The sequence below is a fragment of the uncultured Nitrospira sp. genome (assembly GCA_902500695.1).
Lineage (GTDB): Bacteria > Nitrospirota > Nitrospiria > Nitrospirales > UBA8639 > Nitrospira_E.
In genome coordinates this window covers 1-26713 of the sequence record CABVRQ010000013.1, presented here as the reverse complement: position 1 = coordinate 26713, position 26713 = coordinate 1, and the positions used below count along the sequence as shown (strand labels likewise).

General features: G+C 51.2%; 24 protein-coding genes and 1 tRNA gene. 24 read left to right on the top strand and 1 reads right to left on the bottom strand.

Going from position 1 to position 26713, the window contains the following annotated elements; all coding sequences use genetic code 11:
- Nucleotides 1-765, top strand: a 765-nt coding sequence (locus AAH187_RS05185; protein ID WP_342347374.1) for a hypothetical protein, incomplete at its 5' end; no start/stop codon positions are given.
- A gap of 63 nt (nt 766-828) precedes the next feature.
- Here AAH187_RS05185 and AAH187_RS05180 read toward each other — a convergent pair.
- Nucleotides 829-1470: a hypothetical protein gene (locus AAH187_RS05180; protein ID WP_342347373.1), complete on the bottom strand. Its 642-nt coding sequence runs from the start codon at nt 1468-1470 to the stop codon at nt 829-831.
- An 87-nt stretch (nt 1471-1557) separates the two neighbouring features.
- On the opposite strand from AAH187_RS05180, the gene AAH187_RS05175 reads away from it, so the two are divergent.
- The 23 genes from AAH187_RS05175 (at nt 1558) to AAH187_RS05065 (ending at nt 26496) form a co-directional block, all read left to right on the top strand.
- Nucleotides 1558-1634: transfer RNA gene (locus tag AAH187_RS05175), tRNA-Met, on the top strand.
- Between the two features lie 429 nt (nt 1635-2063).
- Entirely contained in the window at nt 2064-3182 is a 1119-nt protein-coding gene (locus AAH187_RS05170; protein ID WP_342347372.1) for a glycosyltransferase, read from the top strand.
- Nucleotides 3182-5020 (top strand): NAD(P)/FAD-dependent oxidoreductase, encoded by a 1839-nt coding sequence (locus tag AAH187_RS05165; protein WP_342347371.1) that lies wholly within the window; start codon nt 3182-3184, stop codon nt 5018-5020. Before AAH187_RS05170 ends, AAH187_RS05165 begins: the two co-directional genes overlap by 1 nt.
- Nucleotides 5021-5054: 34 nt before the next feature.
- Nucleotides 5055-5363, top strand: coding sequence for a hypothetical protein (locus AAH187_RS05160; protein ID WP_342347370.1), 309 nt, complete (start codon nt 5055-5057; stop codon nt 5361-5363).
- A gap of 705 nt (nt 5364-6068) precedes the next feature.
- The gene (locus AAH187_RS05155) at nt 6069-6857 is read left to right on the top strand and encodes a class I SAM-dependent methyltransferase (protein WP_342347369.1); all 789 of its coding nucleotides are present in this window, start codon (nt 6069-6071) and stop codon (nt 6855-6857) included.
- A gap of 195 nt (nt 6858-7052) precedes the next feature.
- Nucleotides 7053-8321, top strand: coding sequence for a hypothetical protein (locus AAH187_RS05150; protein WP_342347368.1), 1269 nt, complete (start codon nt 7053-7055; stop codon nt 8319-8321).
- A gap of 90 nt (nt 8322-8411) precedes the next feature.
- Complete coding sequence (locus AAH187_RS05145; protein WP_342347367.1) at nt 8412-9662, top strand: hypothetical protein; 1251 nt, start codon at nt 8412-8414, stop codon at nt 9660-9662.
- A 39-nt stretch (nt 9663-9701) separates the two neighbouring features.
- Complete coding sequence (locus AAH187_RS05140) at nt 9702-10901, top strand: hypothetical protein (RefSeq protein ID WP_342347366.1); 1200 nt, start codon at nt 9702-9704, stop codon at nt 10899-10901.
- A 143-nt stretch (nt 10902-11044) separates the two neighbouring features.
- A complete protein-coding gene (locus AAH187_RS05135; protein WP_342347365.1) occupies nt 11045-11416 on the top strand; it encodes a hypothetical protein in 372 nt (123 codons plus the stop codon).
- Nucleotides 11417-11467: 51 nt separating this feature from the next.
- On the top strand, nt 11468-12052 hold the full coding sequence (locus tag AAH187_RS05130; RefSeq protein WP_342347364.1) for an AMP-binding protein: 585 nt from the start codon (nt 11468-11470) through the stop codon (nt 12050-12052).
- A 105-nt stretch (nt 12053-12157) separates the two neighbouring features.
- On the top strand, nt 12158-12439 hold the full coding sequence (locus AAH187_RS05125; protein ID WP_342347363.1) for a hypothetical protein: 282 nt from the start codon (nt 12158-12160) through the stop codon (nt 12437-12439).
- Between the two features lie 102 nt (nt 12440-12541).
- A complete protein-coding gene (locus AAH187_RS05120; protein WP_342347362.1) occupies nt 12542-13189 on the top strand; it encodes a class I SAM-dependent methyltransferase in 648 nt (215 codons plus the stop codon).
- 276 nt (nt 13190-13465) lie between these two features.
- Nucleotides 13466-14710 carry a Glu/Leu/Phe/Val dehydrogenase dimerization domain-containing protein gene (locus tag AAH187_RS05115; protein ID WP_342347361.1) on the top strand — a complete coding sequence of 415 codons (1245 nt, stop codon included), beginning with the start codon at nt 13466-13468 and terminating at the stop codon, nt 14708-14710.
- A gap of 213 nt (nt 14711-14923) precedes the next feature.
- Nucleotides 14924-15937 (top strand): glycosyltransferase, encoded by a 1014-nt coding sequence (locus AAH187_RS05110; protein ID WP_342347360.1) that lies wholly within the window; start codon nt 14924-14926, stop codon nt 15935-15937.
- A 17-nt stretch (nt 15938-15954) separates the two neighbouring features.
- Nucleotides 15955-17016, top strand: coding sequence for a Gfo/Idh/MocA family oxidoreductase (locus tag AAH187_RS05105; RefSeq protein ID WP_342347359.1), 1062 nt, complete (start codon nt 15955-15957; stop codon nt 17014-17016).
- Between the two features lie 51 nt (nt 17017-17067).
- Nucleotides 17068-18030, top strand: coding sequence for a glycosyltransferase (locus tag AAH187_RS05100; RefSeq protein ID WP_342347358.1), 963 nt, complete (start codon nt 17068-17070; stop codon nt 18028-18030).
- A gap of 18 nt (nt 18031-18048) precedes the next feature.
- Entirely contained in the window at nt 18049-19251 is a 1203-nt protein-coding gene (locus AAH187_RS05095) for a glycosyltransferase (protein ID WP_342347357.1), read from the top strand.
- Nucleotides 19252-19272: 21 nt separating this feature from the next.
- Complete coding sequence (locus AAH187_RS05090; RefSeq protein WP_342347356.1) at nt 19273-20631, top strand: cytochrome P450; 1359 nt, start codon at nt 19273-19275, stop codon at nt 20629-20631.
- An 8-nt stretch (nt 20632-20639) separates the two neighbouring features.
- Entirely contained in the window at nt 20640-21614 is a 975-nt protein-coding gene (locus AAH187_RS05085; RefSeq protein ID WP_342347355.1) for a glycosyltransferase family 2 protein, read from the top strand.
- 90 nt (nt 21615-21704) lie between these two features.
- Nucleotides 21705-22721 (top strand): SGNH/GDSL hydrolase family protein, encoded by a 1017-nt coding sequence (locus AAH187_RS05080; protein ID WP_342347354.1) that lies wholly within the window; start codon nt 21705-21707, stop codon nt 22719-22721.
- 434 nt (nt 22722-23155) lie between these two features.
- A complete protein-coding gene (locus AAH187_RS05075; protein WP_342347353.1) occupies nt 23156-23818 on the top strand; it encodes a glycosyltransferase in 663 nt (220 codons plus the stop codon).
- Nucleotides 23819-24025: 207 nt separating this feature from the next.
- A complete protein-coding gene (locus AAH187_RS05070; RefSeq protein WP_342347352.1) occupies nt 24026-25024 on the top strand; it encodes an SGNH/GDSL hydrolase family protein in 999 nt (332 codons plus the stop codon).
- Nucleotides 25021-26496, top strand: a complete 1476-nt coding sequence (locus AAH187_RS05065) for an oligosaccharide flippase family protein (protein WP_342347351.1) — start codon at nt 25021-25023, stop codon at nt 26494-26496. The genes AAH187_RS05070 and AAH187_RS05065 overlap by 4 nt, the downstream gene beginning before the upstream one ends.
- The last annotated feature ends 217 nt before the right edge of the window (nt 26497-26713 follow it).

Below are 26713 nucleotides of genomic sequence, written 5' to 3'. Positions count from 1 at the left end.
AATCAACGTCCTGCCAAGGGGAATCCGCGGATGAGTGAAATCTATGTGCGGAAACCAGGAGATCCCCAAACCTGGCTGACAATAGGGAATTTGCCGTTGGAAAAGGTGGCGGGAGAATGGCTGGACACGGAAATAACGACACTAACGACCAAACGTGTGCATCGAGTGACGGTCACGCATCCAGGCGGGGAAGTTCTTCTCGTCTCAAAAGAGAAGCCGGAGGATCTTGATTTTCAACTGGATGCGATCCCTGCAGGTTCCAAAGTGGCATCTCAGTTTAATGTGAATAATGTGGTGGGAACTCTGGTGCAGCTTCCGTTAGAGGATGTGACAAAAGAACAAGAAGTGAATTTTCAGAATCACACAGGAGTAACCGCTGTGTTGGAAACCTTTGACGGTCTCAGACTTCATGTACAAACAGCCAAACAAGACGACAAAATTTATGGAAAGTTTTCTGCGGAATTTGATCCGAATCTGGTTCGACCTGTGGATGTCACCTCTTCTTCGGAAAAAGGAGAAACGGTCCCAGCCCAGGATTCTGCTCAAGACGAAAAGGCCATGAGATCGCCGGAAGGGAAGCAACCAGATGAGGAACAGGAGGAGCGTTCCTCCAAAGAAGAATCTATATTAAAAAAACCGGAAGAGGTTCAAAAAGAAGTTGAGGCGTTCAATCAGCGTGTCCAGGGGTGGGCGTATGAATTGCCAACGTTCCGGGTCGAGAACTTTTCAAAAGCCAAGAAAGATCTTCTTGCCACAATTCCCTAAACTGGACCATTCAGGGTCATATAGGAGGTGATGAAAGGTTGTTTCTCTACGTTTGAGACAGCTTCAGGCCTTCTGGGCCTTATCCGAACCCTTTAAGGGAGGAGCGGTCAAAACCTCCAGTAATTCCTGATAGACCTGCATCAGGCGGGAATCCTCAAGCCGGTAGGCAAAGGATAACAGGATCAAGCCTCCTGCCAGCACTAATATGCCCAAGGCGGTTATCCCGACCACCCAAAAAATTCCCCCAATTGTGCTCATCCCTCCATCAAGAATAAACAGTACGACAAAGGTGAGGGTGCCCCCAATGACAAAGATTAGCCATAACAGGGTGAGAATAGTTGACGACCAGGGAATACGCTTGGATAAATGAAGCAGGAGTTGGCTGCCATCCGAACTTACGTCGATTGTCCCCTTCAATGGCCATGCGGTGCGAAAACTCAGCGAAAAGAGTTGGTAGTATGGGCGGATCACGATGACCTGTCTGTCTTCCACCCAGCGAGCAATCCCATGAGGCAAGGGCAGTGCGTCAGACTTGTGAAATGCATGGAAAATGGGGTGGGCTGGATGAGAATCCAGAGCATTCCGTCTGTGGGCCAAGGGACATCCATACCGGCAGGCCCAACTTTTCAATGTGGTGAATTGAAACCAGTCGCCAATGATTAGACCAAGAAATAGCAGGATGGCAATGATTCCGGCAAACATCATAGGAGGGAGAAGATACCATAGTGTCTTCTTCTGCTAAACTCCTGTTTTTGCATTGACTTCTCGACCGCCCCTCCTCTACTATCGACTCGCGGGGTGGAGCAGCCTGGTAGCTCGTTGGGCTCATAACCCAAAGGTCGAGGGTTCAAATCCCTCCCCCGCAACCACCTCGGTTTCCCATCAAAGAACTCACTGGTTTCCACCATGCTTTCCTACGGATTTTCCTGCTTTGAAACTCAAAAATGCATTTCTCCTGAGCCTGGGAGCCGTAGTCTCTCTTGAAATTGACCCTTCTGAGCGCTGATTTCTCTTGGGTTTTCGTTTTGGGAACCGATAAATTTCTGGTGGGGGTGAAAGCAGCTCACTAGAGGACTTGTCGATAGATTAGCTTCCAATTGAATTTGAAATGGTTTGCCTCACTTTTTGACGCCAATGCACGCATGGAAGAGAATTGCCCATCCAGGCTGGATCTCTTTCTGCAAAGTGGATCTTGCCATCCCGAAATTTTTAGGGTAATTGCCACTAGTTTTGTATTTAAGTGCCTGTGAAGGACTTTCTTGAGCCGAATGTGTTGTCAATCAAAATATGATTAGGGTATGAACGAAATTTCTCAAGATGATAAAGGTCAGAAGGTCAGTGGTACCTTGAGATCATCCATACAGGGAATAACAATTTCAATTATTGTACCTGTGTACAACGGGGGAGAAGCCTTCCGTCAATGCCTGATAAGTCTGGCCGCCCTACAACCCCCTCCCATGGAAATCATCGTCGTTTCCGATGGTGACACCGATGGATCCTGGCAAATGGCGAAGGAGTTTAATGCTCAGGTCATTCGACTTCCGACCACCTCGGGAGGACCGGCACAGCCCAGAAATATTGGGGCACTTCAGGCCAAAGGCGAATATCTTTTCTTTGTCGATGCTGATGTGCGTGTGCATCCGGATTCCCTGCGACAGGTGGCAGAAGCCTTTCACCATGATCCGGACCTCACTGCGTTGATCGGATCGTACGATGACGCCCCTGCCGAAACAAATTTCTTGTCCCAATACAAAAATCTCATTCACCACTATGTCCATCAACATGCCCAAAAGGAGGCTTCAACGTTTTGGGGTGCTTGCGGAGCTATCCGCCGTGAGGCCTTCCTTGAAATAGGTGGATTTGACGAGAATTATCGGCGCCCTTCCATTGAAGACATTGAGTTAGGGTATCGCTTGAAAAAGGCTGGTCACAAGATTCAGTTGTGTAAAGATATCCATGTCAAGCATTTGAAACGATGGGGTATCCGTTCAATGCTCAAAGCTGATTTTTTTTACCGTGCAATTCCTTGGACAGAGTTAATCCTTCGGGATCGCAGGTTTACCAATGACTTAAACATCAGGCATACGGAGCGCCTTTGTGTGGTGTTGACGTATGGGCTCGTGGGGGCCCTGATCGGAGCGATTTGGTGGGTTCCCTTGCTGGCCGTGGCGGGGTTGATCATGGTTTCGCTCGTGATCATCAATGCGCCCCTCTATCGCTTCTTTCTAAACAAACGTGGGATTCGATTTGCCGTGCAGAGTGTTCCCTGGCATTGGCTCTACTACCTGTATAGTGGCTTGGCGTTTGCCATCGGTTTGGCGCGCCATATTTTTTGTGGGGGAAATCGGAAAGGGTCGACCAAGCCGGCGCTTGCTCTGGAATCCTTCGACCAAATCAGAAAGTCAGGGAGGCAGTAGTGGCATCTCATCCTGTGGTGGTGATTGGCGCCGGTCCTGCGGGTCTTACAACCGCCTATGAACTTGGGAAAAATAGTTCTTCCTCCCTTATCCTTGAGGCCGGGAAACAGGTAGGTGGTATATCGCAAACGGTCAACTATCGGGACTTTCGTTTTGATATCGGTGGCCACCGATTTTTTTCGAAAGTGCCGATGGTGACTGAGTTATGGAATGAAATTCTCGGTGACAACTTTCTCCTCCGACCTCGTATAAGCCGAATCCATTACAACCAGCATTTCTTTGACTATCCCCTCAAGGCCACCAATGCGTTGGCCGGACTGGGAGTCGTTGAGGCTCTTCTGGTCTGTTTCAGTTATGCCAGGGTCAAGGTGTTTCCCAATGCCCAGGAAGAAAATTTCGAACAATGGGTCATTAATCGTTTTGGATATCGCCTGTATCAGATATTCTTCAAAACCTACACGGAAAAGGTCTGGGGGATTTCCTGTACCGAGATATCCGCCGATTGGGCTGCGCAACGAATCAAAAACCTCTCTCTGAAAGAAGCGGTTCGCAATGCCCTACTTGGTCAAAGGGGTGGGAAGAAGGGTGAAATCGTAACCTCGCTCATTGAGCAGTTTCATTACCCTCGCCTGGGTCCTGGGATGATGTGGGAACGGTGCGAGGAATTGGTGGCTGGTTTTGGATCTCAGACATTAAAAGGCGTTAAAGTCGAGCGTATCAGGCACCGCCATGGGCGTGTAGATTGTGTTTCCGCGCGAGCATCATCAGGGGAACATCTAGAATTCGAGGGCAGCGATTTTGTGTCGACGATGCCTCTCCGCGAGTTAATCCAGGCCATGGACCCTCAACCCCCGGAGAAGGTCGTGGAGGCCGCCCGTGGTCTGCGGTATCGGGATTATTTAACCGTGGTCCTGGTGGTTAATTGCGAAGACGTATTCCCTGACAACTGGATCTATATTCATTCACCTGAAGTCAAAATGGGACGAATACAGAATTATAAAAATTGGAGCCCGTATATGGTGCCGGATCCCTCACGGACTTCGCTGGGCCTTGAGTATTTTCTCTGGGACAAAGACGATGAGTGGACATGGTCGAACGAGCGGTTGATCGAATTCGGTACACGGGAATGCGCGCAACTCGGGCTCATTAATCCTCGAGATGTTGAAGACGGAACCGTGGTTCGTATGGAAAAGGCCTATCCGGTTTACGATCATCACTATCAGGATCACGTCCAGACCATTCGACAGTATCTGGGAACATTTTCAAATCTTCAGACCATTGGACGAAATGGTCTGCATCGCTACAACAACCAGGACCATTCGATGGTGACAGGGGTGTATGCCGCGAGAAACATCATGGGTGGATCGCATCATGATGTATGGGCGGTGAATACTGAAAAAGAATACCATGAGGAGGACCGTACGGCTTCGGCCAATGCCGGCGATCGAATCGTGCCGATGCGGGTTCAGGTGAACGTTGATGAACTCTCCATGGGAAACGAAGATGAATTAATTGAAATCGTATTTGCTAAGCTGGACCCTGTCGCCCTGGGTGTGGCTGTCGGTACCGTGAGTGGTCTCCTCATCTTGATTGGGACGGCAATTCTGGTTCTCAAAGGAGGACCGGTTGTGGGGCCCAACTTGTCTCTGCTTGGGAATTTTCTATTTGGATTTCAAGTGACATGGGGTGGTTCTATTGTAGGTTTCCTAGAGGGAGGAATCGGGGGATTTGCGATAGGCTACTCAGGAGCCTCACTCCGAAACTGGAGCATGAAAGCCTATGCGAAATTCATGTGGTGGCGAGAGGAAGGGAATCGTCGTCGCAATCTTCTAGATTAGCTATAACCAAGAGGCAGAGTCCTGGAGGGAAAGTATGGGAACGGATTCCAAGGGTGATGAAGAGCTTAGCCGGGTTGTGGCCAAAATTCAGGGAGGGGTGTTGGCAGTAGTTTGTGGGCTGATGGGTGGATTAGGCCTTTTTATTATGACGGCCTGGCTTCTTCTCGAAGGGGGGCCAACGGTTGGCTCCCATCTTCAGTTACTTTCCAACTATTTCATTGGGTATTCAGTCACATGGAAAGGGAGTCTGATCGGGCTTTTTTACGGAGCACTAACCGGTGGGATTCTGGGATGGACCATCGGGTTTATTTATAACAGAGTGGTCGGAATCCGAGGACGGTAAACTGCATTCCTCTAGGATTTTCTTGTTGAATACAGATGGGGGAACGATTTCATCGTTTGCCTACCTGTAAAGGGGAAATCGTTAGGGACTATCGTGTGGGGAAAAATTCAGAACACAAAAAATAATAAATCGTGAATAACCCGACCACGAAGCCAGTCGCTTTTGTGAGTAGCCATCTGGTTAAAGGTTTGCTGAAAGCGGATCAGGCAGGACGAAGCTTTATTCGATCGGCCAAATATACCTCTGTTCTTGAATCACCTTGAGTGGATTGCACAAAAATAAGATTTTGCCGATTACTGTCTCAGTAAAACGGGCCATTCATAGATACAACCAGGTTTACCATTCAGTTGCTCGGATATACAGGCACAATCCCTCTCGAAAAGAGGTGATGGTCCTGATTTGCGAGAGTACCAGGCATGTAAGCGCCGGACCACTTCTCGTGCCGCCGAATCAGGCCTTTCCTATATACACATGAAGACAAAGTAGGGAAAATTCTCATTCGTTTAAACGGAGGGCTGCTTCACCCTCAGACGGATTTGTCAGTGTAAGGCTGAAGAACCTACGTGTTGAAATACCAACTGCACTTTGCAGAGAGTCCCTACTGTCTGGGCGGCACTGTCGCGGGCTGGGCAAGCGAGGGGAAAGGTATCTTGGGTCGGATCTAAGGGCTCTCCACTCCTATTTTTCAAGCAGGGAATCAACGTCGTGAAAACCGAAGGGGCCAGCTACTGGGAATCCATTGCAGACGAATGGAAAAGGACAGGCCCGGATCGGCTCTGGAGAAAACATAGTGATACGGTTAATCAATCCCTTCTCCTCCGTTGGCTTCCCGAACAGCCATCTCCTCGGTTGCTAAAGACTGATACATTTGACGAAGCGGTGGGAGGGGGCCTTATTCAATTCCTGAAGACACGTGCGCACACGGTCGTTGGAATGGATCTGTCATTCCAGAATGTGCAATTGGCCTGTCTTGAGGAGATGAGCATTCGTGGAGCTTGTGCAGATGTGCGTCATCTTCCTTTCGGAGAGGAGTCGTTCGATGTGGTGGTGTCCAATTCCACCCTGGACCATTTCCAAACCTTAGATGAGATCATAGTGAGTTTGCGGGAATTGCACCGGGTGCTTCAAAAAGAGGGGAAGCTAATACTGACCCTGGATAACCTGGCGAATCCCATTATTGTGGCTCGGAACTTTCTTCCGTTCAAACTATTAAACCGGTTCGGTATCCTTCCCTATTATGTTGGTGCCACCTGCGGTCCCTGGCGGTTACAGAAGTTGCTTCGGGAGGTAGGTTTCGAGGTGAGGGAGGTCACAGCAGTGCTCCATTGCCCGCGTATTTTAGCCGTACTCGTCGCCAAACTCTTGTGCTCCTGCGCGAAGGGTCCTGTGCAACAACGATTTTTGCGTTGCCTGGAGGCATTTGAACATATGTCACGCTGGCCCACGCGGTATGTGACAGGGAATTTTATTGCTGTCAGAGCTGAGAAGAGATAAAGCCATCCGAGCGGGGCGTACAAGAATTGAAGGAATTTTCTATAGGATGTATGAGCGTAGAGTCGTAACCGCGAACTTGGTTGGTCAACGAGGACTTTTTATTGTACATATGTTTTGTTGAATTAAAAGAGATGTGAGAGAAGAGACGCTGCACTAAAACGAATGATGTTGTTGGACGGATGGAAAACTTTTCGGTTGATTCGCCAATCTCTGGCTTCCAGTCGCTGGAGGCTTGAGGATCTACGCCAGGTACAAGAAGAGCGGCTTCGTAGGCTTTTGATTCATGCCTATCATAACGTTCCGCTCTATCGAGAGCTTTATAAGGAGGTAGGGTACCACCCTGAGGAATTCCGTTCGTTGGATGATCTAGGCAAAATCCCTATTCTTCAAAAGAATCGTCTCAAGCAAGCAAGTCCGGAAGAAATTGTTGCACGGGGGGTTGATCCACATCGATGTGGAGTCGTTGAAACGAGTGGTTCGACAGGAACTCCCTTGCGTATCTTTCTTGGAGCCATAGATCAGCAGTGGCAGCGGGTGGTTGCCTGGCGCATTCTTTTTGAACATGGTTTCCGCTGGACTGACCGAACGCTTGAAATTCGCATGACTTTTGGTCGGCAGTTTTTCGTCCAACGGCTTGGTATCGCTCCTAAAGAGTGGTGTTCGATTCTGGACCCACCAGAGTTCTGGGCACAATGCATGGTTAAGACGAGGCCGGACGTGATCGTTGCAGGGGCGGGTACGCTGCATGCCTTGGCGGAAACTGTCGAAACCCTTGGGCTCAATCTGCCCGAGCCCCGGCTCATCATCTCCGATAGTGAAACCCTCTCGCCGGCCACGCGTCAATTGGTTCGGCGTGCGCTGGGATCGGATCCTGTCGATGTGTACGGGTTGGTTGAGCTTTCAAATTTCGCGTGGGAGTGCGAGCGTCGTTCTGGATTTCACGTAAGCGCTGATAGCCACATTGTGGAGGTTGCTGCGGCTTCAGGGGAACCTGGCCCAATCATCACCACAGCATTAGGCATGTGGACCATGCCGATGATTCGCTATGAAACAGGAGATCTGGCTGAGGTTGAGACTACACCATGTCCGTGTGGGCGCACTCTTCCCCTTCTGAGACGAATCTATGGACGCAGGGTAGATTCAGTGGCTTTGCAAGATGGCAGGCGCATCTTCTGGCCATTTTTTCACGAGTTCCTTGGGCGCTATGACGAGTTGCACCAGTGGAGAATTTTGCAAGATACGTTGAACGAAGTCCTCCTCCAAATTGTTGTGACCAATAACGCTCAAGGTCTTCTTTCGAGGATAGAATCGGATCTTCAGGCTGTCTTACCTGGTGAAATCCATCTGCGGGTTGAGCCAGTCGAGAGGATTCCAATAAGCCCCGGAGAGAAGACCAGGATGATCATCTCGAAGGTCGGGACTACAATTGAGCAGCAGCCTGACATTGGAAGGCAAGGGCTCTAGATGGAAATTCTGCGAACATGGAAGTGCCTAAGGGATCTGAGGTCGAACGTAACACGCTCTCCCGCAAATCTCAGATCCTTGCAAGATCAGTTGTTCCGCGCCGCTATCATCCATGCCTACAGCAACGTCCCCTTTTACCGGCGTGTGTGGGACGAAGCGGGGGTAGATGTCCAAGCCATTCGAGGCATTCAGGATCTGGATCATATTCCAATTATCACCGCTCCCATTGTGAGAGAAGCTGCAAAACTTGGTGAGTTGCTGGCACGGGGAGTGGACCCATTATCCTGTACCTATCTTGATACAAGTGGCTCATCAGGTGCGGCACTACGGATCTGGAAACGGCCACTGGAGGAACGTGTGCGAAGAGCCGTGGGACTCCGGATTTGGTTCGAACACGGATTTCGTTGGCGCCATCACACGGCCCAATTCCAGATAAAACCGGGTCCATCGCACATGCTGCAGCGTTTCGGCATCTCTCGGAAGACATGGATCTCAACGGAGCGATCCATCGAGGACCAGTTGGCTCAATTGTTGGAGGCGAAGGCTGATGTGGTGGTTGGTACGGCGACAGCGCTTCGCCGCATTGCGCGAGCAAGCGAAGCGGCCAATGCCATACTCAAACGGCCACATGTGGTCTTTTGCGCAGGAGAGTTGGTGGATGCTGAAACCCGTCAATTAGTCACGCGAGTCTTCAGCCGCGAACCGGTCGGGCTGTATGGCCAGACTGAAGTCGGATACATCGCCTGGCAATGCGAGCAGCGTGGGTCGTTCCATGTGAATGCGGATACACATGTTGTCGAGGTATTGCGGGATGGGATACCGGCCCATCCGGGCGAATTGGGAACAATCGTGGTGACAGATTTGCGAGCCAGGACGATGCCGCTCATACGGTACAACACGGCTGACCTAGCCATGGCTGCCTCAGGTGGATGTTCCTGCGGTCGGGAACTTCCTTTGATAGGTTCAATTGAAGGGCGGGAGAGAGCCTCATTTTTACTCGGAGACGGGCGTATTCTCACAACTAAAATGATACTTGATCATCTGGCGGGAACACTCCGTCTTGGAGAATACCGCCTGTACCAGGAAAGCCTAAAGACGTTTCGTCTCGAACTCACCTGCCACGCCGTCGACGACCATCCAGGGCTCGAGAACGTGGCCCAGGATTCGCATGACCACCTGACAGTTCTGCGTCATCTCCGCAAGCTCCTTGGCGGGGTCGATTTATCGATCAGCATTGTTAAGCCATGGCCGGCAGAAGGCACGGGCAAGACCCAGGCAATTTTCTCGGCGGTCAATTTAAAGGATGGTTCTCTCAAGGGCACCCCGGGAGCGGCGTTCTGAGACACGACATAGTATGGTTCCCTGGAGGCCACGAATAGGATGAATCATCTAAAAAGTATGATGATTGAGTGGGTCATCTCCCGTCTTTCCGGCAAGGCACAAGCCTTGATTCCGCGCTATGGTTTTTACGCGTGGGCGTGCCTGGGGTTACGAGGGGTCCCAGTTGTGTTGCTGAGAGGGCTAACCAATTCATCCGGTCAAACAGGGACACTGTTGGTGGCGGGGCATGATCCATGGGTTGGCTATTTGCCGGGCAGGTTTTTCCTTGGAGAGCCCCAACGCGAGTTGGTAGCAAATGTGTCGTTACGGAAACTGCCCGCTCTGCTAGATCGCCTGCGCGGATCAGCCGATCTGACTATCGTCCGTGCAGATCGATTGTCAGCGCAAAAATTCTTTGGCAAGGGCTATCTCGCAGTTCCTGAATGGGTCTGCATGCGGTTCGCCGTTCCTGACGATCTCGATGGGTTGGTGCGCAGCAACCATAGTATCCGGGAGGATATGCGTCTGGCCTGGAGACATAAGTTGTATCCCTTCGTGACTGAGGGGGAGGAACGGTTTGACGAGTTCTATGATTCCATGTACGTCCCGTTCTCACGAGTCCGTCACGGAGCAATGGCCATCATCAGAAGCCGGCAGTATTTACGACGGCATATCCGAAAAGGGGGGATCCTGTGGGTTATGCGAGACAATCTGCCGCTTGCAGGTATGCTCTTTGAACGAAATAGCGACGTACTCGACATGCAGGCCATAGGCATGGTTACGGGTGAACTTCCTCTGAAGATGAGAGGAATCATGGCGGCGCTCTACTATCACTGCATTGCGCATGCCCGCCAACTGGGGTGTGTGGAGGTAAATTTTGGAGCAGCTCGGTCCTCGCTGCATGACGGGTTGCTTCGCTACAAACGCAAATGGGGAGATGCTCTCTGTGACACTCCTAATTCGTATTATGATCTGTTGATCCGTTGGAATAGTGTGAATGGTGTGGTAAAGAACTTCTTTTCTCACACGGGTCTTATCTTTCGGGACGACGGAGGCTTGTCTGCAATCTATGCGGACGAATCTCAAAGTTGGCAATCTCTGTGGATCGGAGGGTTACATCGTCTCTACCTCCTGACTGAGTCGGGTCGCCAATTGATGCACGATGAGAAAGGGTTAACGAATACTGTCAGTGCCCATCAGCCTGAAAATGCGGAAGTTTCTTGTCCGAAAGCAAATAAGCGCACGACAGGGGCGTTTTAAATCTCATGTTGGACATATGCTTCAACTACATCAAAAAAATCCAAAACATATTTGGATGAGACCTAAAAGGAGCCATCAAAGAACTACCAGGCCATGACCTATTAATTCGATAGAGGCGTCCATCGTGAAAGAGATGAGGTTTTTTGCCAACTAACCCCCTGTCGACCCTCTATGCCATGCTCCGCCATCCTTATGTCGAGCGGGCACAGCTTGAGGCCTTCCAAAACGCCCGTCTTCGGCGTTTGGTGGACCATGCGTATCGCCATGTGTCTTATTACCGTGAACTGTTTGATCGACATGGACTAAAACCTCAGGACATCCGAACGGTCCGGGATTTGGCCATCGTGCCCATCACGACGAGGAGTGTTTTCCAAGCCTTGGCGGTCGAAGGGGTAGTCTCGGGCCAGGTGAGGCCGGGGTCTTTGATCACACGGTCTTCAAGCGGGTCCTCCGGGCGACCATTTATTGTGCGCCGGACTTGGTTGGAAGAACGTCTTCATGGCGCCCTTCGGTAACGTGCACTCCATGCGTTGGGCCTCCGGGCGAGCGACAAAATTTGTTATGTCATGGGAGCGTGGAATACCCAACGGCAGGACCATCAACTAGCCAAGCGTATCCTGAATACCTTCGGGATTGCCCGTCGAAGGGTTATCGACGCCTTGCAACCACCCGAAGACATTGTCCAGGCTATGCAGAAGTTTAGACCTGCGGTTGTGGCGGGATATCCCGGGGTCTTGGCCAGAATTACGCAAACAGTGAATCGCGAAGCATTACAGTCTCTTCGACTCCGCTTTGTGAATACCGGCGGAGAAGTACTAACACCGCTCATGCGCCAACAGATTCAAGACGAATTCTCCGCGCCAGTCTATGAAACGTATGGAAGTGTCGAATTCTACCTTCTGGCCTGGGAATGCCAAACAACAGGGGAATATCACTCGTGTGACGATGGCTTAATAATCGAAGTGCTGCGAGATGGGGCACCGGTGGCCGAAGGAGAGAGGGGAGAGGTTGTTGGCACCGATTTGCATTCGTTTGCGTTGCCGCTGATCCGATATCAGCTTGGCGATGTGATCACAAAGGGAAGCCAAACCTGTCGATGCGGACAACCGTTTTCGACGATCCGATCGATTCAGGGACGTATGATCGATTAATTCGTGCTTCCCGGTAACAGGGTTGTCCATCCTTATGAATTCGGGGTTCTTAAGGTTCCCTGGATTCGAGAGTTTCAGGTGACCCAGGAGAGTTTGAATTCCATTGTGATGAGAGTGATCCCGTTTCATACACCCTCCACTCAGGAGATGGCAGCGTTGGTTCAACCGGTGATCGCGTTGCTGGGTTCGGACGTGCAGTTCCAGGTAGCGTTGGTGCCCGAAATCCCGATAGATGGAAACGGGAAGTTTCGAGTCTATCGGTCTCATATTCGATCGGCTTATGACGGCTATGAGTGGCCCGATCAAACGGAAAAGCCTCCTTGTGTCAGTGAGTTTATGTCAGAATCGCATTGGGGTCCCGATGTGGACAAAAAGAATACGAGGTAATGAATGTTTTCCGGGTATCGCGATATTTTCAAAAAACGAGGCCATCTATATCATCAAGCAATGACCATGTGCCCGAGCGCTCGTGCAGAAGAATCCTTTCATATGATCCGTATGGCCGACATGAAAGACGGAGATATTGTTTGTGATATTCCATCGGGCGGTGGGTACCTGAGGAACTTTGTCGATCGAACCGCGTCGCTTTTCCATGTCGAAACATCAGAGGTGTTTGCGGGCCTCTGCCGCGATAATGGCACGGACCACATGTTGCTGGGGACGTTGGATAATATTCCTATCTCGACCGGCTCAGTGGACAAGATTATCAGCCTCGCGGCATTGCACCATGTCGAGGCGAAGGAATGGTTCTTCTCCGAGGCCTATCGAATGTTAAGAAAGGGAGGGACGCTCACCATTGCTGACGTGCAAGCGGGGTCGGCAGTCTCGGAATTTTTGGATGGTTTTGTCAACGAACACAATGCGATGGGGCACAAAGGAGATTATATCAACGCCGAAACTCAAGAAGAGATTGAACGATGTGGGTTTACTGTGAAGGAGTCATCGTTGATCCCATTTCACTGGCAGTTTGATTCTCCTCAGGCCATGGGACGATTTTGTCGCATGTTGTTCGGGATCGATAAAGCAGACTCTGCCCAGGTAGTTGAGGGTATCCAAAAGCACGTGGGCTATTACGTCGACAGCAACGGGTGTCGCATGAATTGGAAGCTGTTATTCATCACGGCAAAAAAGCCCTAGACAGAAATCTCGTCTGGCGATATTGGGTGCCAGGTAAGCGGACAATAGCTCCGTAAGTGGGTGCTGTGAAATTATGGAAAGTTCCATTTGAACAAATGTCTTGTCTTTGATGATTCCTTTTAGTATGAAGGTTGGAACTTATCTCATAAGCCGCGAGAAAATCGCTAAAACGGTTCTTGCGTGCGCAAGGTTCCACAGCCTATCAAGACATCCGATACGCTTTCCACCCAGCACTTCATTTCTGTTCAAGTAGTGAAGTCTTGAAAGGATTTCTCTATGGTATCTTTACTCAGGGGAAATGATTGCGTCGATGTGCTTTGGGAGACGAGGGATGACAACCAACTCGTCTGCACGGTCGCTCGAGGTTCCGAGGTCATGGGTTACGTCGTCGTTGATTCGACTGTGGGTGGTATCTCGCGCGGGGGACTTCGCATGTCTACCAATGTGAGCGAAGCTGAAGTGCGTGGTCTGGCCCGCACGATGACGCTCAAGTGCGGCTACTTAAGACAACCACAAGGTGGCGCGAAGGCAGGCGTGCGCTTCAACCCTGAGGCCCCGCTCGCCGAACGCCGGCAACGCTTGGAAGCGTTTGGGCGAGCGATCGCTCCGCTTCTGAGCAACCGCATCTTTATCCCTGGCCCTGATATGGGTACGGATGACACAGACATCCGCGCGATGCTCAATGCGGTTGGAGTGAAGCTCAAGTGGCGGGAGTTGCGTGACACCCAATCGGGACAATACACGGCTGCGACCGTGTTCATCAGTGTCAAACGCGCGATCCAGCATCTCGGCTTGACGCTTTCTCGCTGTAGGGTAGCCATCGAAGGCTTCGGCAAGGTGGGGAGCGCGTTAGCCAGCCTGTTGGACGAAGCGAATGCCAAAGTGGTGGCAATCTCCACCGAGAGGGGAGCAATTGTGAACCCCCATGGCCTGAATGTGAAACAGCTCAACCAGCTCGCCGCCAAGTACGGTAGCCATTTGGTGGATTTTTATCCAGATGCCGAACGCATTCGCTGTGCTGAATTGTTTGAGTTGCCCGTCGATCTGCTCTGCCCTTGTGCGACACATCACAGCCTTCATGCTGACAATGCTCCTCGTGTGCTCGCGCGTCTCATCTGTCCCGGAGCCAATAACCCAGTGACGGCCGAAGCCGAGGAAATTATGTTTGAACGGGGACTTGTGTACCTTCCAGATTTCGTGACCAACTGTGGCGGGATCCTTGGCAGTACGATGGCCTTCGCGTCGATGAAAAGGGAGCAGATCGTTTCGGTTATGGAACGTCATCTCGGCGATCGAGTCGCCTGGTTGCTGAAGGAGGCGACGCTCCGGCAGGTACCGCCGCGCGAGATTGCCGAACCGTTCGCGCGACAACGCTTCGAGGAGATTCAGCGAACCGCTGCCCACCCTTCGCTGCGCAATACGCTCGTTGCCGCCGGGGTAGAACTCTATACTCGGGGGTGGGTCCCTGGCTCTCTTGTGGCCGCCCTGGCGCAGCCTCATTTTGCAAAGAGGTTGGGTTAATTGGCGGTGAATGAGACGGTGTTCAAGTGGGAAGTGGTTCTTTGTCGGTGGTCTGCGATATTTACGGTTTCCTTGTGCCGTGCCCGGCACGGTAGAATTTTTTAACACTTCCATTGTTGGTATTACTTGTGGAGAAGCGTGAAAGAGATCAATCGGGCCCAGAGCGATTGCGCGTGGCATCCCTTGTAAATGCTGGTGAAAGAAAAGGCAAAGGTGAATAAAGTGGACGATCAACAAGTTCATGCACGTGATAGGGATCGGGGCAAGACTCCGCTTCTTTCCGTGATTCTGGCAACTCCGGCGGGATACGGCACCATCCGAAAAACCGTCTCGCACCTTCGCTCTCAAACAGCCTGTGGATCACTAGAATTGATACTTGTCGGCCCTCCGCAGGCTCTTCAGGGTCTGGGGGTGGAGGAGTTGAGCAGCTTTGCGAGCTATCAGGTCGTTCGAATTGAAAAATTTCAGTCCATTGGCCAGGCCAATGCGGCTGGTATTCGTCAGGCAGCAGCCCCGATTGTGGCATTGGCTGAGGACCATTGTTTCCCTGATCCGCAATGGGCGGAGAACCTCATTGCCGCGCATCAGGGTCCCTGGGCTGCCGTGGGTCCGGGCGTCAGAAATGCCAATCCAAATACTGCCGTGAGTTGGGCCGATTTGTTCATTGGCTACGGTCCCTGGCTGACACCCGCTTCTTCCAGGGAAGCTGAGTTTTTGCCAGGGCACAATACCAGCTACAAACGAGAGATTTTGCTAGGCTATGGAGATCAACTGGATACCATGATGGAAGCGGAAACGGTCCTCCACTGGGATCTTCGTGAAAAAGGGTATCGATTGTATATGGAGTCGACAGCGAGCGCCGCCCATACCAATTTTTCTTTATGGTCCTCCTGGGTCCCAGCCCAGTTCTTTAACGGCCGCCTCTTCGCCGGTGCTAGAGCCCGGCAAAAGCCTCTCCCGTGGTGCATCGTGTTTGCTCTGGGGTCGCCGCTTATTCCGATTGTCCGGCTGTGGCGGATTTGGGCGGGACTCCCTTCTCAGGACTTAAAGATTCGATTTCTATCGTGTCTTCATGCCTTGATGATTGGTTTGGCGATAGATGGTATGGGCCAAATGGTTGGCTATGCGTTTGGGACAGGTAATGCCCTGGACAAGGTAGCCAGGTTTGAGGTTGATCGGTTCAAGCACATTCGAGAGCAGGATCGTTTGGATATCTTGGGGAATTGAGAAATTATGGAGAATGCATGAAATCTGCTAAGCACATTCCAGTCAGGATCGGGATTATCGGGTGTGGCCGAGCCACCACCTCGCTCCACATGCCGGCCTTTCGATTCGTGTCTGGGGCAAAGGTGGTGGCGTTAGCCGATCCCGATCCAGAGGCCCTACGCTGCGCCTCCAAGCAACTCGCGATAGAACAGTGCGTTCCGGACTATCGAGCCTTGCTTGAGAACCCGACAATCGAGGCGATTGCCATTTGTGTCCCGGCGCAGTTCCATGTGGAGATTGCGTTGGCCGCATTGGATGCGGGGAAACATCTTTTCATCGAAAAGCCGCTAGCCCTGACAATTGAGGACTGCGATCGACTGATCGAAAGGGCCGCAGGTGTACCCCTACAGGTCATGGTGGGCTTTAACACTCGCTTTCATCGGCTGGCACGGGAAGCCCGGACCCTGTTTCGTCAGGGAACCTTTGGACCCCTTGAAGTGGTTCGCAGTGTGTTGACGAGTTTCCATAAGGATCTACCCGAGTGGAGAAAGAGGCGAATCTCAGGCGGGGGAGTGCTGCTTGAGATGGCGATGCATCATTTTGATCTTTGGAGATATGTATTGGATGAGGAGGTGGAGGAAATCAGTGCACACAGTCGGTCGGGGACCTGGGAGGATGAATCCACCACGGTAACCGCTCGTCTCAGTTCCGGCGCCCTTGCCTCTGCCATCTTTGCAGAACGTACAAGCCAAAATAACAGCATGGAAATCTATGGACGAAAGGGATCCCTATGTGCGTCTTTCTATCGGTTTGATGGTTTGGAGACGGCAAACACCTCCGATATCCCAGGAAATATCCCAGCACGTATCAGGGGTGTGAGAAGATTTGCTGAAGAATTGCCAAAGGCGATCGCAACCAACCGGCAGGGCGGGGAATGGTTTCAGACCTATATAGAAGAATGGCGGCACTTTATCGGTTCAATCCGGGCAGGTCTGCCTGTGGAATGCGGTTTAGAGGATGGGCGACGGGCGCTGGCTGTTGCCCTGGCAGCGATGGAATCGGCGGCTACCGGAAAAGCGGCCACCATTGAAAAAAGATGATACAAGAGAGTTGTCGGACCCATTGTTGAAGTCGACGGCAAGTGCGTTCTTATGACCACTCCATTTTTTTCCATCATCATTCCGACATTCAATCGCCCCAAGGCTCTCACGGCTTGTGTCCAGGCAATAAAGAAACTTGACTATCCCCAGGACCGCTTCGAGGTCATCATCGTGGATGATGGGAGTCCAGTCCCTATCCAGCCATTCGATCAGAATCTTCGAGATGGTGCAAACATCACGTTTCTGCGCCAAATTAATAGCGGTCCGGCTTCCGCCAGGAATACAGGTGCAGAGCATGCCAAGGGGGATATTTTGGCATTTACCGACGATGACTGCCTGCCGACTCCACAATGGCTAAGGGAACTGGCCCGGTCATTCAATGATAGTCCCCTTGCACTGGTCGGCGGACGGACCGTCAATGGGCTGACCGACAACCTGTATACGACGGCCAGTCAAATGATCGTTGAGGAGGCCTATGCGTTTTTCCTTAGCCGGGATAGTGACCTTAGGTTTTTCGCGTCGAACAATATGGCAGTTGCTGCCAGGCTCTTTCACCAAATAGGAGGGTTCGACTCCACCTTCCGAACTTCGGAGGATCGCGACTTTTGTGACCGGTGGTTAGGCCAAGGACATCCCCTGATATATGCGCCTCAGGCCATGGTGTTTCACCATCACCATCTCAAAATGACCACGTTCATCCTGCAACATTTTTATTATGGATGTGGTGCCTATCGGTTTCATCGGGCACGAGCGAAGCGAGGAAGCCGAATGTTGAAGCCTGATCTCCAGTTTTATTTCTCGGTATGCCGCAGGGCCATTTTTTCCCCGTCATCAAGGAAATCACTTCGCATGGCTGGGTTGCTGGGGTTGTGGCAGGTAGCCAATCTGGCTGGTTTTTTGTGGCAAGCCGCTCATCCACCTCCCCCGTCATCAAAAAGCTCTTGCCCTCCTAGATTGGCCCAGACAGAGGATGCTGCCAGGGAAGCCGGGAACTCCGAGGGACCACGGAAATAACCGTCCATGCGCTTTTGTATGGTCACCACATTTTATCCGCCTTACCATTTCGGGGGCGATGCCACCTTTGTACAGGCATTGGCCCGGGCCTTGATTTCTGAAGGGCATCATGTCGAAGTGGTGCACTGCGAAGATGCCTACCGTCTGCGTGACAGGGAACAGGTAGCTGTGCAGGCTGGGGATGACGGGGTTGTGGTGCATCGTCTCCGAAACACCTTCGGGATGCTGTCTCCGCTGATTACCCAGCAAATAGGCAGGCCGGGGGTTAAAGCCGCACAACTTCGTAATGTTCTCGAACGGGAGTTTGACGTTGTGAACTTTCACAACATCTCACTGATCGGGGGGCCCGGTGTGCTTCAAATGAGCCGAGCACCTGTGACGCTGTATACCTTGCACGAACATTGGCTTCTTTGTCCGATGCACATCTTTTGGAAAAACGACCAACAGGCATGTGATAGCCCACAGTGTATTCGCTGTTGTATCCGTTCTGGCGTACCGCCTCAACTCTGGCGATACACCGGTCTCATTGAGCGGAGCTTGGTCAATGTTGATGCCCTCGTCGCGCCGAGTGAATACACGGCAGAACGGCATAGAGCTCTTGGACAGACGCCACCAATTCATGTCTTGCCAACCTTCTCCAGGTTGGCCCCGGAATTGAATGGCAATGCCATCCCTCAAGAGCGAATATGTTTTTTGTACGTGGGCCGGGTCACGGCCTCGAAAGGCATTGCCATCCTTCTGAAGGAATTTGCGGGAATCAGCCAATATGATCTCCTGGTTGTTGGAGGTGGGGACCTCTTGCCCACGCTTCAACGGCAATATGTGGGGCAACGTCATATTCAGTTCCTAGGCCCTCTATCCGAAGAACAACTCGGGCCTTTGTATCAAAAGGCCACGGCCCTGATTCTCCCCTCACTCGCGCCTGAGGTGTTCCCCTTAAATATCCTGGAAGCCTTTGCCCACGGCACGCCAGCCATCGTTCATAATGCGGGGGGGAGTCGTGAGGCCATTGATAAGACAGGCGGGGGGTTGGTGTATCACTCTCGTGAAGAGTTGCATGACGCCATTACTTTGCTGGCAAAGGACTTTCAGTTTTGTAAGACTCTCGGACAACGGGCGCGTGCAGGGTATGAGCAATTTTATTCTCAGAAACGGTATCTGGAACGCTATCTCCAGCTTATCCAAGAAATAGGGAAGAAAAATGGGATCATCCTTCACTAATTTGGTAATGGAACACCAAGTATGAGCAACGACAACGCACGAAAGGAATCTTCCGGGCCGGCCGGGTATCCCATTCTTGGCCATATCCCTGCTTTTCTTTGGGATAGACTCGGGTTTCTTTCACGCTGTGCGGCGGAATATGGCGATGTGGTGAAACTGAAAATCGGAGAGACCACCTTCTTACTGAACAACCCTGAAGACATCAAGCATGTCCTGGTGACACATTCTGACAACTTTGAAAAAGGGCCACGCCTCACCAGTTCAAAAGGCAAGCGGTTATCCGGGGAGGGCTTGCTGACGAGTCTGGGATCGGCCCACCTCAGACAACGAAAGATGATGCAACCCGTATTTTATCGGACCTCCATTAAAGCCTTCGCCGAGACCATGACCCGTGGAGTCGAACAGAGGCTTGCCCGATGGAAATGCGGGACCGAATTGAATATCGGGGATGAGATGATGGCCCTGGCTCAACACAATATTATCAAAACTGTCTTTGGTCCGGACTTTGAAGATGAGTCCGGCGAGTTGGCCAGAGCCATAACCACCAGAAAGAAGTATCTGGAGCATGTGCACTTTTCACTGCTCCCGTTTTCCGAATACCTTCCTCCAAAGTTAAGGCGTGAATATCAGCAGGCGAGGAAGCGAATCGATGCTACCATTACCCGGGAGATTGACAAGCGCCGCGTCGCCCCTGAGGCTTCTCATGACATGTTATCTCTTCTCATGCATGCCAAATATGATGATGGGACCGGGATGACTGACAAGCAAATCCGTGACGAATTTTTGACCCTCTTTAGTGCAGGCTATGAAACTATAGGGGAAGCCTTAACCTGGACCTGGTATCTTCTCTCCCGGCATCCGGAAGTAGAAGCCAGATTTCTCGACGAACTGCGCGAGGTGTTGCGCGGTCGTGTCCCCGGTTTTGATGATGTGTCCAAGCTTCCGTATACCGCCATGATCTTAGCTGAATCGATGCGTCTCTATCCGCCAACCTGGATCTTTATCCGTATGGCTCGAGAAGATGCTGTCCTTCCAAGCGGTTTCACCATTCCTGCGGGTTCAAAGCTGTACCTTTGTCAGTATGTCATGCATCGGAATGCCCGGTATTGGCCAAATCCTGAACGCTTTGACCCGGAACGGTTCGCCGAGCCAGCAAAAAAAGGACGACCCCAATTCACGTATTTTCCGTTCGGAGGAGGTATCCGGGTCTGTATTGGGGAAGCCTTTGCCAAAATGGAATGCATTTTAGCGCTGACCTCCATCGCTCAGCGGTTCGCTCTCACATTAGTGCCTGGGCAAACGGTTGTGCCGAAGCCTCACATGACTTTGCGCCCACGAAACGGGATCATGATGCGTATACACAAGAGGAATGAGCATTAGGGAGCGTGATGCCTGAGGTAGCCCCGCTGATATCGATCGTAATTCCTACCCGGCATCGCCCTGATTTAGTTGTGCGAGCCGTACGAAGTGTGTTGGGCCAGACCCACCAGGCTCTTGAGGTGATTGTTGTCGTCGACGGTCCCGATGACCTAACAGTAAAGTCTCTTGGTGACATAAAGGATTCTCGATTACGAATCAAAGCTTTGTCCCACACTCATGGCTCTGCGGAGGCTCGCAATGCAGGAGTCAAAGAAGCACGAGGTCGATGGGTCGCGTTCCTGGATGATGACGATGAATGGCTGTCCCAAAAGCTCTCCAGGCAGCTTCAAGTAGCGCAACAGTCCCCCCACCGATATCCGATTATCGGATGTCGTCTGATTGTGCGCCATGAAATGGGGGATTTAGTTTGGCCGACCAGACTTCCTAAGCCGAATGAGCCTATGAGCGAATACCTGTTTTGCCGGACGAAACTTTTCGGCGGTGAGGGAATTTTACAAACTTCCACCATATTTACCGCCAAAGCACTTTTAAAGATTGTTCCTTTTAGAAAGGAAAGTCAGAGACATGACGATATTGATTGGGTCCTCCGGGCAACCAGGCGACATGATGTTGGTGTGCAATTTGTCCCCGAATCTTTCCCACTAGTCATTTGGCACAGGGATGATAATCGCAGCACGGTCAGTAGTAAGACGAATTGGCGTTATTCACTTGCCTGGATTAATCAGAATAAGGATTTGGTTACCAAGAGGGCCTATGCCTCGTTCCTCACGACCTGGCTGAGTGCAAATGCCGTGAAGGAAGGAAATCGAAAGGAGTCATTATTGCTTCTCCGCCAAGCCTACCGGTATGGAAAACCCTCTGTACTGGATATCATATTGTTTTGGGGAATCTGGCTCATGCCTCATCAATTGCGGGCCCGGATTGTTACTCTATTTTCAGGCAAACGTGCGTTTAATGTGCACGTTTCTCCAAGCCAGAAATAATGTGATTGGCATGATTAAAGGACAACGCAAAAATACAGCATGACCAGGTCTACGACCGTAGCGGGTGGCTTAGTTAAGAGAGAAGCAAGGATGCCGAAAAGATGGAAGAGGACTCTTTTGTATGCTGGTTATCTGCTCCTCGTGACCTTACCCCTCTTGGAGATGGGGGTCAGAATATGGGGGTATGCGGAGCGTCATATTTACGATCCGATTTATAGGTCATTTGAACCCAGCAAAGACATTCCCTATATCCATAAGCCCAATCTCCTACACGCGCGTGCTCGCGGACTTGCGGTCATCAATACGGATAGTTTAGGTCTGCGGGCAACAACCTCCGGGATGGTCTATGGCACCAAACCACCCCACGAATATCGGATTGCCATTGTGGGGGATTCCGTCACCTTTGGTGAGGGTATCCCCGGAACCGAGGATACCTATGCTCAAGTATTGGAAGATACCCTCAATCGGCAACAACAAGCCGTAGCGGTTAAGGTTTTTAATTTCGGGGCGTCAGCTTATAGCGTGAAACAGATGGCCGCTATGGTTCAATCCCGAATGGTGGATATTCAGCCGGATCTGGTCGTGATGGCCATTATTCCACAAGATTTCAATCTGTCCCGCACTCCCATCATAGATGCAGCGGGATATCTCGTTGATCAACGGATAGGTATTCTTCTAGATTCTCCGGTGCGAGAGGTCCTGCGGGGCGTACACCTGCTGTATGTGCTCAGAGAAATCGCCTTACCCTGGTTCTCCTCATCTCAAGACATTAGTTCACTGCTTTCATACGGTGAGATTCCCGACTCCTATCGATACGTTCAGCGATTCAAGGAGACAGCGGATCAGTACGGACTTCCCTCCTTGATCATGCTCCTACCACGAATGGAAGAAAATGCCTGGGGATCTCTTTCTGACCGACTGTCCAAAGACGCAATCAAATATCTAGATTTGTCTTCCTTGAGTAAAGAATTTACTAAGGAAGAGTATATGGCGAGCCGGTTCGACTCGCATGCGTCCCCTGCCGTTCACCATCGAATTGGGGAAGCCTTCGCGGAATATGTTCAAAAGGGTCCGATGGAGAATCCTAGGAGGGTGGGGCACAAGTAGAGTATGAGTGTCCGCAGTGGTGCGTCATTGTGGATTTTGGGAGGGACTATGCCTCGGTTCAGTATCGGAATGCCCGGTACTAACCAAACCCGGACCTGTTCGACCCGGAAAATTTTACCAAGCCAGCAAAGAGGACACGACTCCAGTTCGCGTATTTTTCCGTGTGGAGGAGGTCCCCGGGTTTGTTTTAGCGAAGCCTTCGGCAAAGTGCATGGTAGCACTAGCCTCAATCGCTCAGCATTTCGCTCTCACGTTAGTCCCTGGGCAGACGGTTGTGCTGAAGCCTCACATGACTTTCCGTCCACAAAACGGGATCATGATGTGGATACACCAATGGGATTAAGGAGGGGGTCTTTCCCCTGTCCAGGGAAAAACTGTCAAAATGCGATATGCCGCATGATGTTTCATCTGAGATTTGGGAGCGACCAAAATACATGTCTAGTGAGGTACGAAATGATACTGTGACCCAACCTAAAATTCTTTTTTTATTGATAGTCTGGGTACAGGTGGAGCAAGAGCTGGCTGAGAAGTTACCTCGCCTTCGATGTCTTGGGGTGGTAAGGGTTGTGGTGAGTCTTCGTCACTGTGAAAAGGGAGTTCAGGCGGAGCTTCAAGGCCAGGGGTTTGACGTGCGAATTTTATCCGCCAAAGGGTTGATCGGACGCGTGACCGCTTTGCGTGAAATAGTTCGAAAAGAACAGCCGGATGCGATTCAGACCTTCTTGTTCCACTCCGACATTGCCGGACGCCTATCGGCCTTTGGTACTCAGATTCAAGTTATCAGTCACGTCGTCAGCACGGATTATGATGAAATACGATTCCACGAACCAAATACTAAAGCTATAAGGCTGCGACGGCCTCGAGTGATCGATGGGTGGACGGCCCAGCATTTGTCACAGCATATTCTCGCTTGCTCAAATACCGTGAAAGCCGGGGTCATGAGGGACTTGGTTATTCCGTGTGAAAAAATCACCGGGATCAAACACGGACGTGATTCCATGCCCCAGTGTGCAACGTCGAAAACAGCCCAGTGGAAGCCACCACGGGCGACTGGATGGCCATCGTCGATGCCGACTCTTTCCCCCCAGCGGTCGTGACTATCGGTATTACGTGCCGCCATCGGCAAGCATTTGGTTTACTCTCTGGGCGCTGGTTTGCAAACAGCGGTTCTTGGGTCAAGTCTTTGGGAGTCTGCTTCTACTCGCACTCCTCGTATGTTGCCAGGAAGCGGGGGAATTCATGAGCTATATGGCTCGGCTCGGCCAAAATCCGCAACGGTTGGCTTAGTTAAGAAAGAATCATCGATGCCAAAAAGATTGAAAAGGGCTCTTTTGTATGCTGGTTACCTCCTCCTCGTGACCTTACCCCTTTTGGAAATTGGGGTCAGGATCTGGGGGTATTCGGAGCATCATATTCATGATCCGATCTATACGTCATTTGAATCGAGCGAAGACATTCCCTATATACATAAACCTAATCTTCTGCAAGCCCGATCCCGAGGCCTTGCTGTCATTAACACGGATAGCCTGGGATTACGTTCGAAAACGTCCGGGACGGTCTATGGGGTCAAACAAGCTCAAGAATATCGCATTGCTATTGTCGGGGATTCCGTCACATTTGGGGAGGGCATTCCCGATACTGAAGAAACATTCACAGAAGTTCTGGAACAAATTTTGAATCAGCAACAAAACATCTTGACTGTGAAAGTGTTTAATTTCGGTGTGTCGGCCTATAGCGTGAAGGAGATGTCCGCCATGCTTCAACACCGGATGCTGGCTATTCAGCCGGATCTGGTTGTCATGGCTATCATTCCACCAGATTTGGATCTCGACCGGACCCCCATTATTGATTCAGCTGGGTATCTAGTTGGTCAAAATGTCGCTATGCTTCTTGATTCTCCGGTCGGGGAGGTTTTGAGAGGAGTTCGCCTTCTGTATGTGCTCAGGGATATCGGCTCACGCTGGAGTTCCCCACCTCAATACATCGACCCACTGCTTTCACACGGTGAGATTCCCGACTCCTATCGGTACATTCAGCAATTCAGAGAGACAGCGGATCAGTACGGACTTCCCTCCTTGATCATACTCCTACCACGAATGGAGGAAAATGCCTGGGGTCCTCTAATTGACAGACTGACACAAGACACGATCAGGCATCTTGATTTGTCATACTTAAGTAAAGAATTTACCATGAAAGAATATATGGCAAGCCGGTTTGACCGACATCCTTCTCCTCCCGTGCATCGTCGAATCGGGGAAGCAGTAGCCGTGTATGTGGAACATCAACCAGAGTTTCCCCAGTGAGTCTCTTGTCTTCCCAACCAGGCCGTCATCTTGTTGATGGGACGGTCCGGGTCTTTCTCGCCGGGCTCCTGTTTCCCCTTACGGGACTCATTACCGCAGCGTTTCTTACCCGACGACTCGGAACGGATGGCTATGGCTTATTGGTGCTCTCCGCAACGTTGTTTGGATGGGTGGAACTCGGGATTAACTCATATTTTTCCCGTCCAGCCATTAAGTTTATTGGGGAAGCAAAAGATTGGCTTCCAATTGGTACCACTCTTATACGGTTGCAATTCGTTACCGGGGTTGCCGGAGGTCTGTTATTAGGACTGCTGTCGCTTCCTCTTGCCTGGCTGCTCGACGAACCTCTGCTCGCGCCGTATCTCGCCCTCTATGCCCTCCACATTCCCATCAGTAGCTTAGCTCAAGCGCATCAAAGCATCCTCGTGGGAATTGGTAGTTTTCGGCAAAAAGCCGTGACGAATGCTTGCCGTTGGATTGCCAGACTGCTGTTGATTTTGTTCCTGATTGAAATGGGCCTGTCCGTTCCTGGCGCTATACTTGGAAGCCTTGGGGCGGCCCTTGTTGAACTAGCTGTCAGCCGTCGATATGTCAGGCCTCCCCTCTTTGGCAAGATTGCCATTCCCACTCGCCCATTTTATGACTTCGGTACCCTCCTGTGTATCTCATCCATATTGTTCCTTATTTTCTCCAGCATGGGTTTGGTTATGCTGAAAATGCTTGGCGGAACACTGGAGCAGGCAGGAATTTATGGGGCGGCCCAGAATTTGTCGATCATTCCTGGTCTATTCGGGATGGCGTTGTCCCCGTTATTGCTCTCAACAGTGAGTCGTTTACTGTTTGAGGAAAAAGCTGATCAGGCAAAGACCATGGGATTGGGTGCAATGAGAATGGTTGTGGGTTTATTCCCATTTGGAGCACTCATTGCGGGTGCTGCTCCTGAGATTGTTACATGGGTGTTTGGCCAGTCTTTCGAGCCTGCTGGTCCAATCCTGGGAGTGTTGATTATAGGAGCCATCGCGTTTGTGATGGTCTCAGTGGCCGTTGTCATTGTGACGGCTTCCGGTGCTCCTCTATTCACTTTATATTTAAGCATCCCGCTGGTTTTGCTGGTGGTGATCGGAAATTTGGTGATGATTCCCAGATTCGGTGCCCTTGGCGCTGCCATGGTGACAGCCCTGTGTCAGGGAATTGGTGCATTGGCTTCCCTCTTTGCGATCTACCGCCTCTGGGCGATATTCCCACCAATTGGGACGTTTTTGCGTAGCGCTGTCATCAGCGTATTGGCCTATACGTTGGCAGTCATATGGCCAACCGCTGGCCTTTTGCTAATGATTAAAATTGGATGTATCGGAGTGGTGATTATTCTGGCGTACCTCGTCTTGCGAGAATTCAGTCACGACGAAATTGCACTCGCGCGTTCGTTTTTAGGAAGAAGAACGGTAACGATAGAAAAACAGAAGGAATTGTGAGTTCGAACTACAAGGGTAATCGAGGAATAGTGGACCAAATTCTTTGAAGGGGAATTACATGAGTTCAGTGGCAGCGCGCGCCACTTGTTGCCCTTCGACCTTTCAGACGTATTGTTGGTTCTAGCTGGTACGGGCTCAGCAGGGGGCAAAGAGATCGGCATGCCTACTTTCACGGTAAGATTGTAATCTTACGTGAGAAGACCTGCCTGAGTGTCTT

Bases quoted from the DNA above. Each gene is read 5' to 3' on its own strand.
- AAH187_RS05080 (WP_342347354.1), top strand. From the start codon at position 21,705: ATGCCGAAAAGATGGAAGAGGACTCTTTTGTATGCTGGTTATCTGCTC.
- AAH187_RS05130 (WP_342347364.1), top strand. From the start codon at position 11,468: ATGGGAGCGTGGAATACCCAACGGCAGGACCATCAACTAGCCAAGCGT.
- AAH187_RS05115 (WP_342347361.1), top strand. From the start codon at position 13,466: ATGGTATCTTTACTCAGGGGAAATGATTGCGTCGATGTGCTTTGGGAG.
- AAH187_RS05095 (WP_342347357.1), top strand. From the start codon at position 18,049: ATGGTCACCACATTTTATCCGCCTTACCATTTCGGGGGCGATGCCACC.
- AAH187_RS05140 (WP_342347366.1), top strand. From the start codon at position 9,702: ATGAATCATCTAAAAAGTATGATGATTGAGTGGGTCATCTCCCGTCTT.
- AAH187_RS05105 (WP_342347359.1), top strand. From the start codon at position 15,955: ATGAAATCTGCTAAGCACATTCCAGTCAGGATCGGGATTATCGGGTGT.
- AAH187_RS05070 (WP_342347352.1), top strand. From the start codon at position 24,026: ATGCCAAAAAGATTGAAAAGGGCTCTTTTGTATGCTGGTTACCTCCTC.
- AAH187_RS05085 (WP_342347355.1), top strand. From the start codon at position 20,640: ATGCCTGAGGTAGCCCCGCTGATATCGATCGTAATTCCTACCCGGCAT.
- AAH187_RS05180 (WP_342347373.1), bottom strand. From the start codon at position 1,470: ATGATGTTTGCCGGAATCATTGCCATCCTGCTATTTCTTGGTCTAATC.
- AAH187_RS05120 (WP_342347362.1), top strand. From the start codon at position 12,542: ATGATCCGTATGGCCGACATGAAAGACGGAGATATTGTTTGTGATATT.
- AAH187_RS05075 (WP_342347353.1), top strand. From the start codon at position 23,156: ATGTCTAGTGAGGTACGAAATGATACTGTGACCCAACCTAAAATTCTT.
- AAH187_RS05100 (WP_342347358.1), top strand. From the start codon at position 17,068: ATGACCACTCCATTTTTTTCCATCATCATTCCGACATTCAATCGCCCC.
- AAH187_RS05090 (WP_342347356.1), top strand. From the start codon at position 19,273: ATGAGCAACGACAACGCACGAAAGGAATCTTCCGGGCCGGCCGGGTAT.
- AAH187_RS05160 (WP_342347370.1), top strand. From the start codon at position 5,055: ATGGGAACGGATTCCAAGGGTGATGAAGAGCTTAGCCGGGTTGTGGCC.
- AAH187_RS05170 (WP_342347372.1), top strand. From the start codon at position 2,064: ATGAACGAAATTTCTCAAGATGATAAAGGTCAGAAGGTCAGTGGTACC.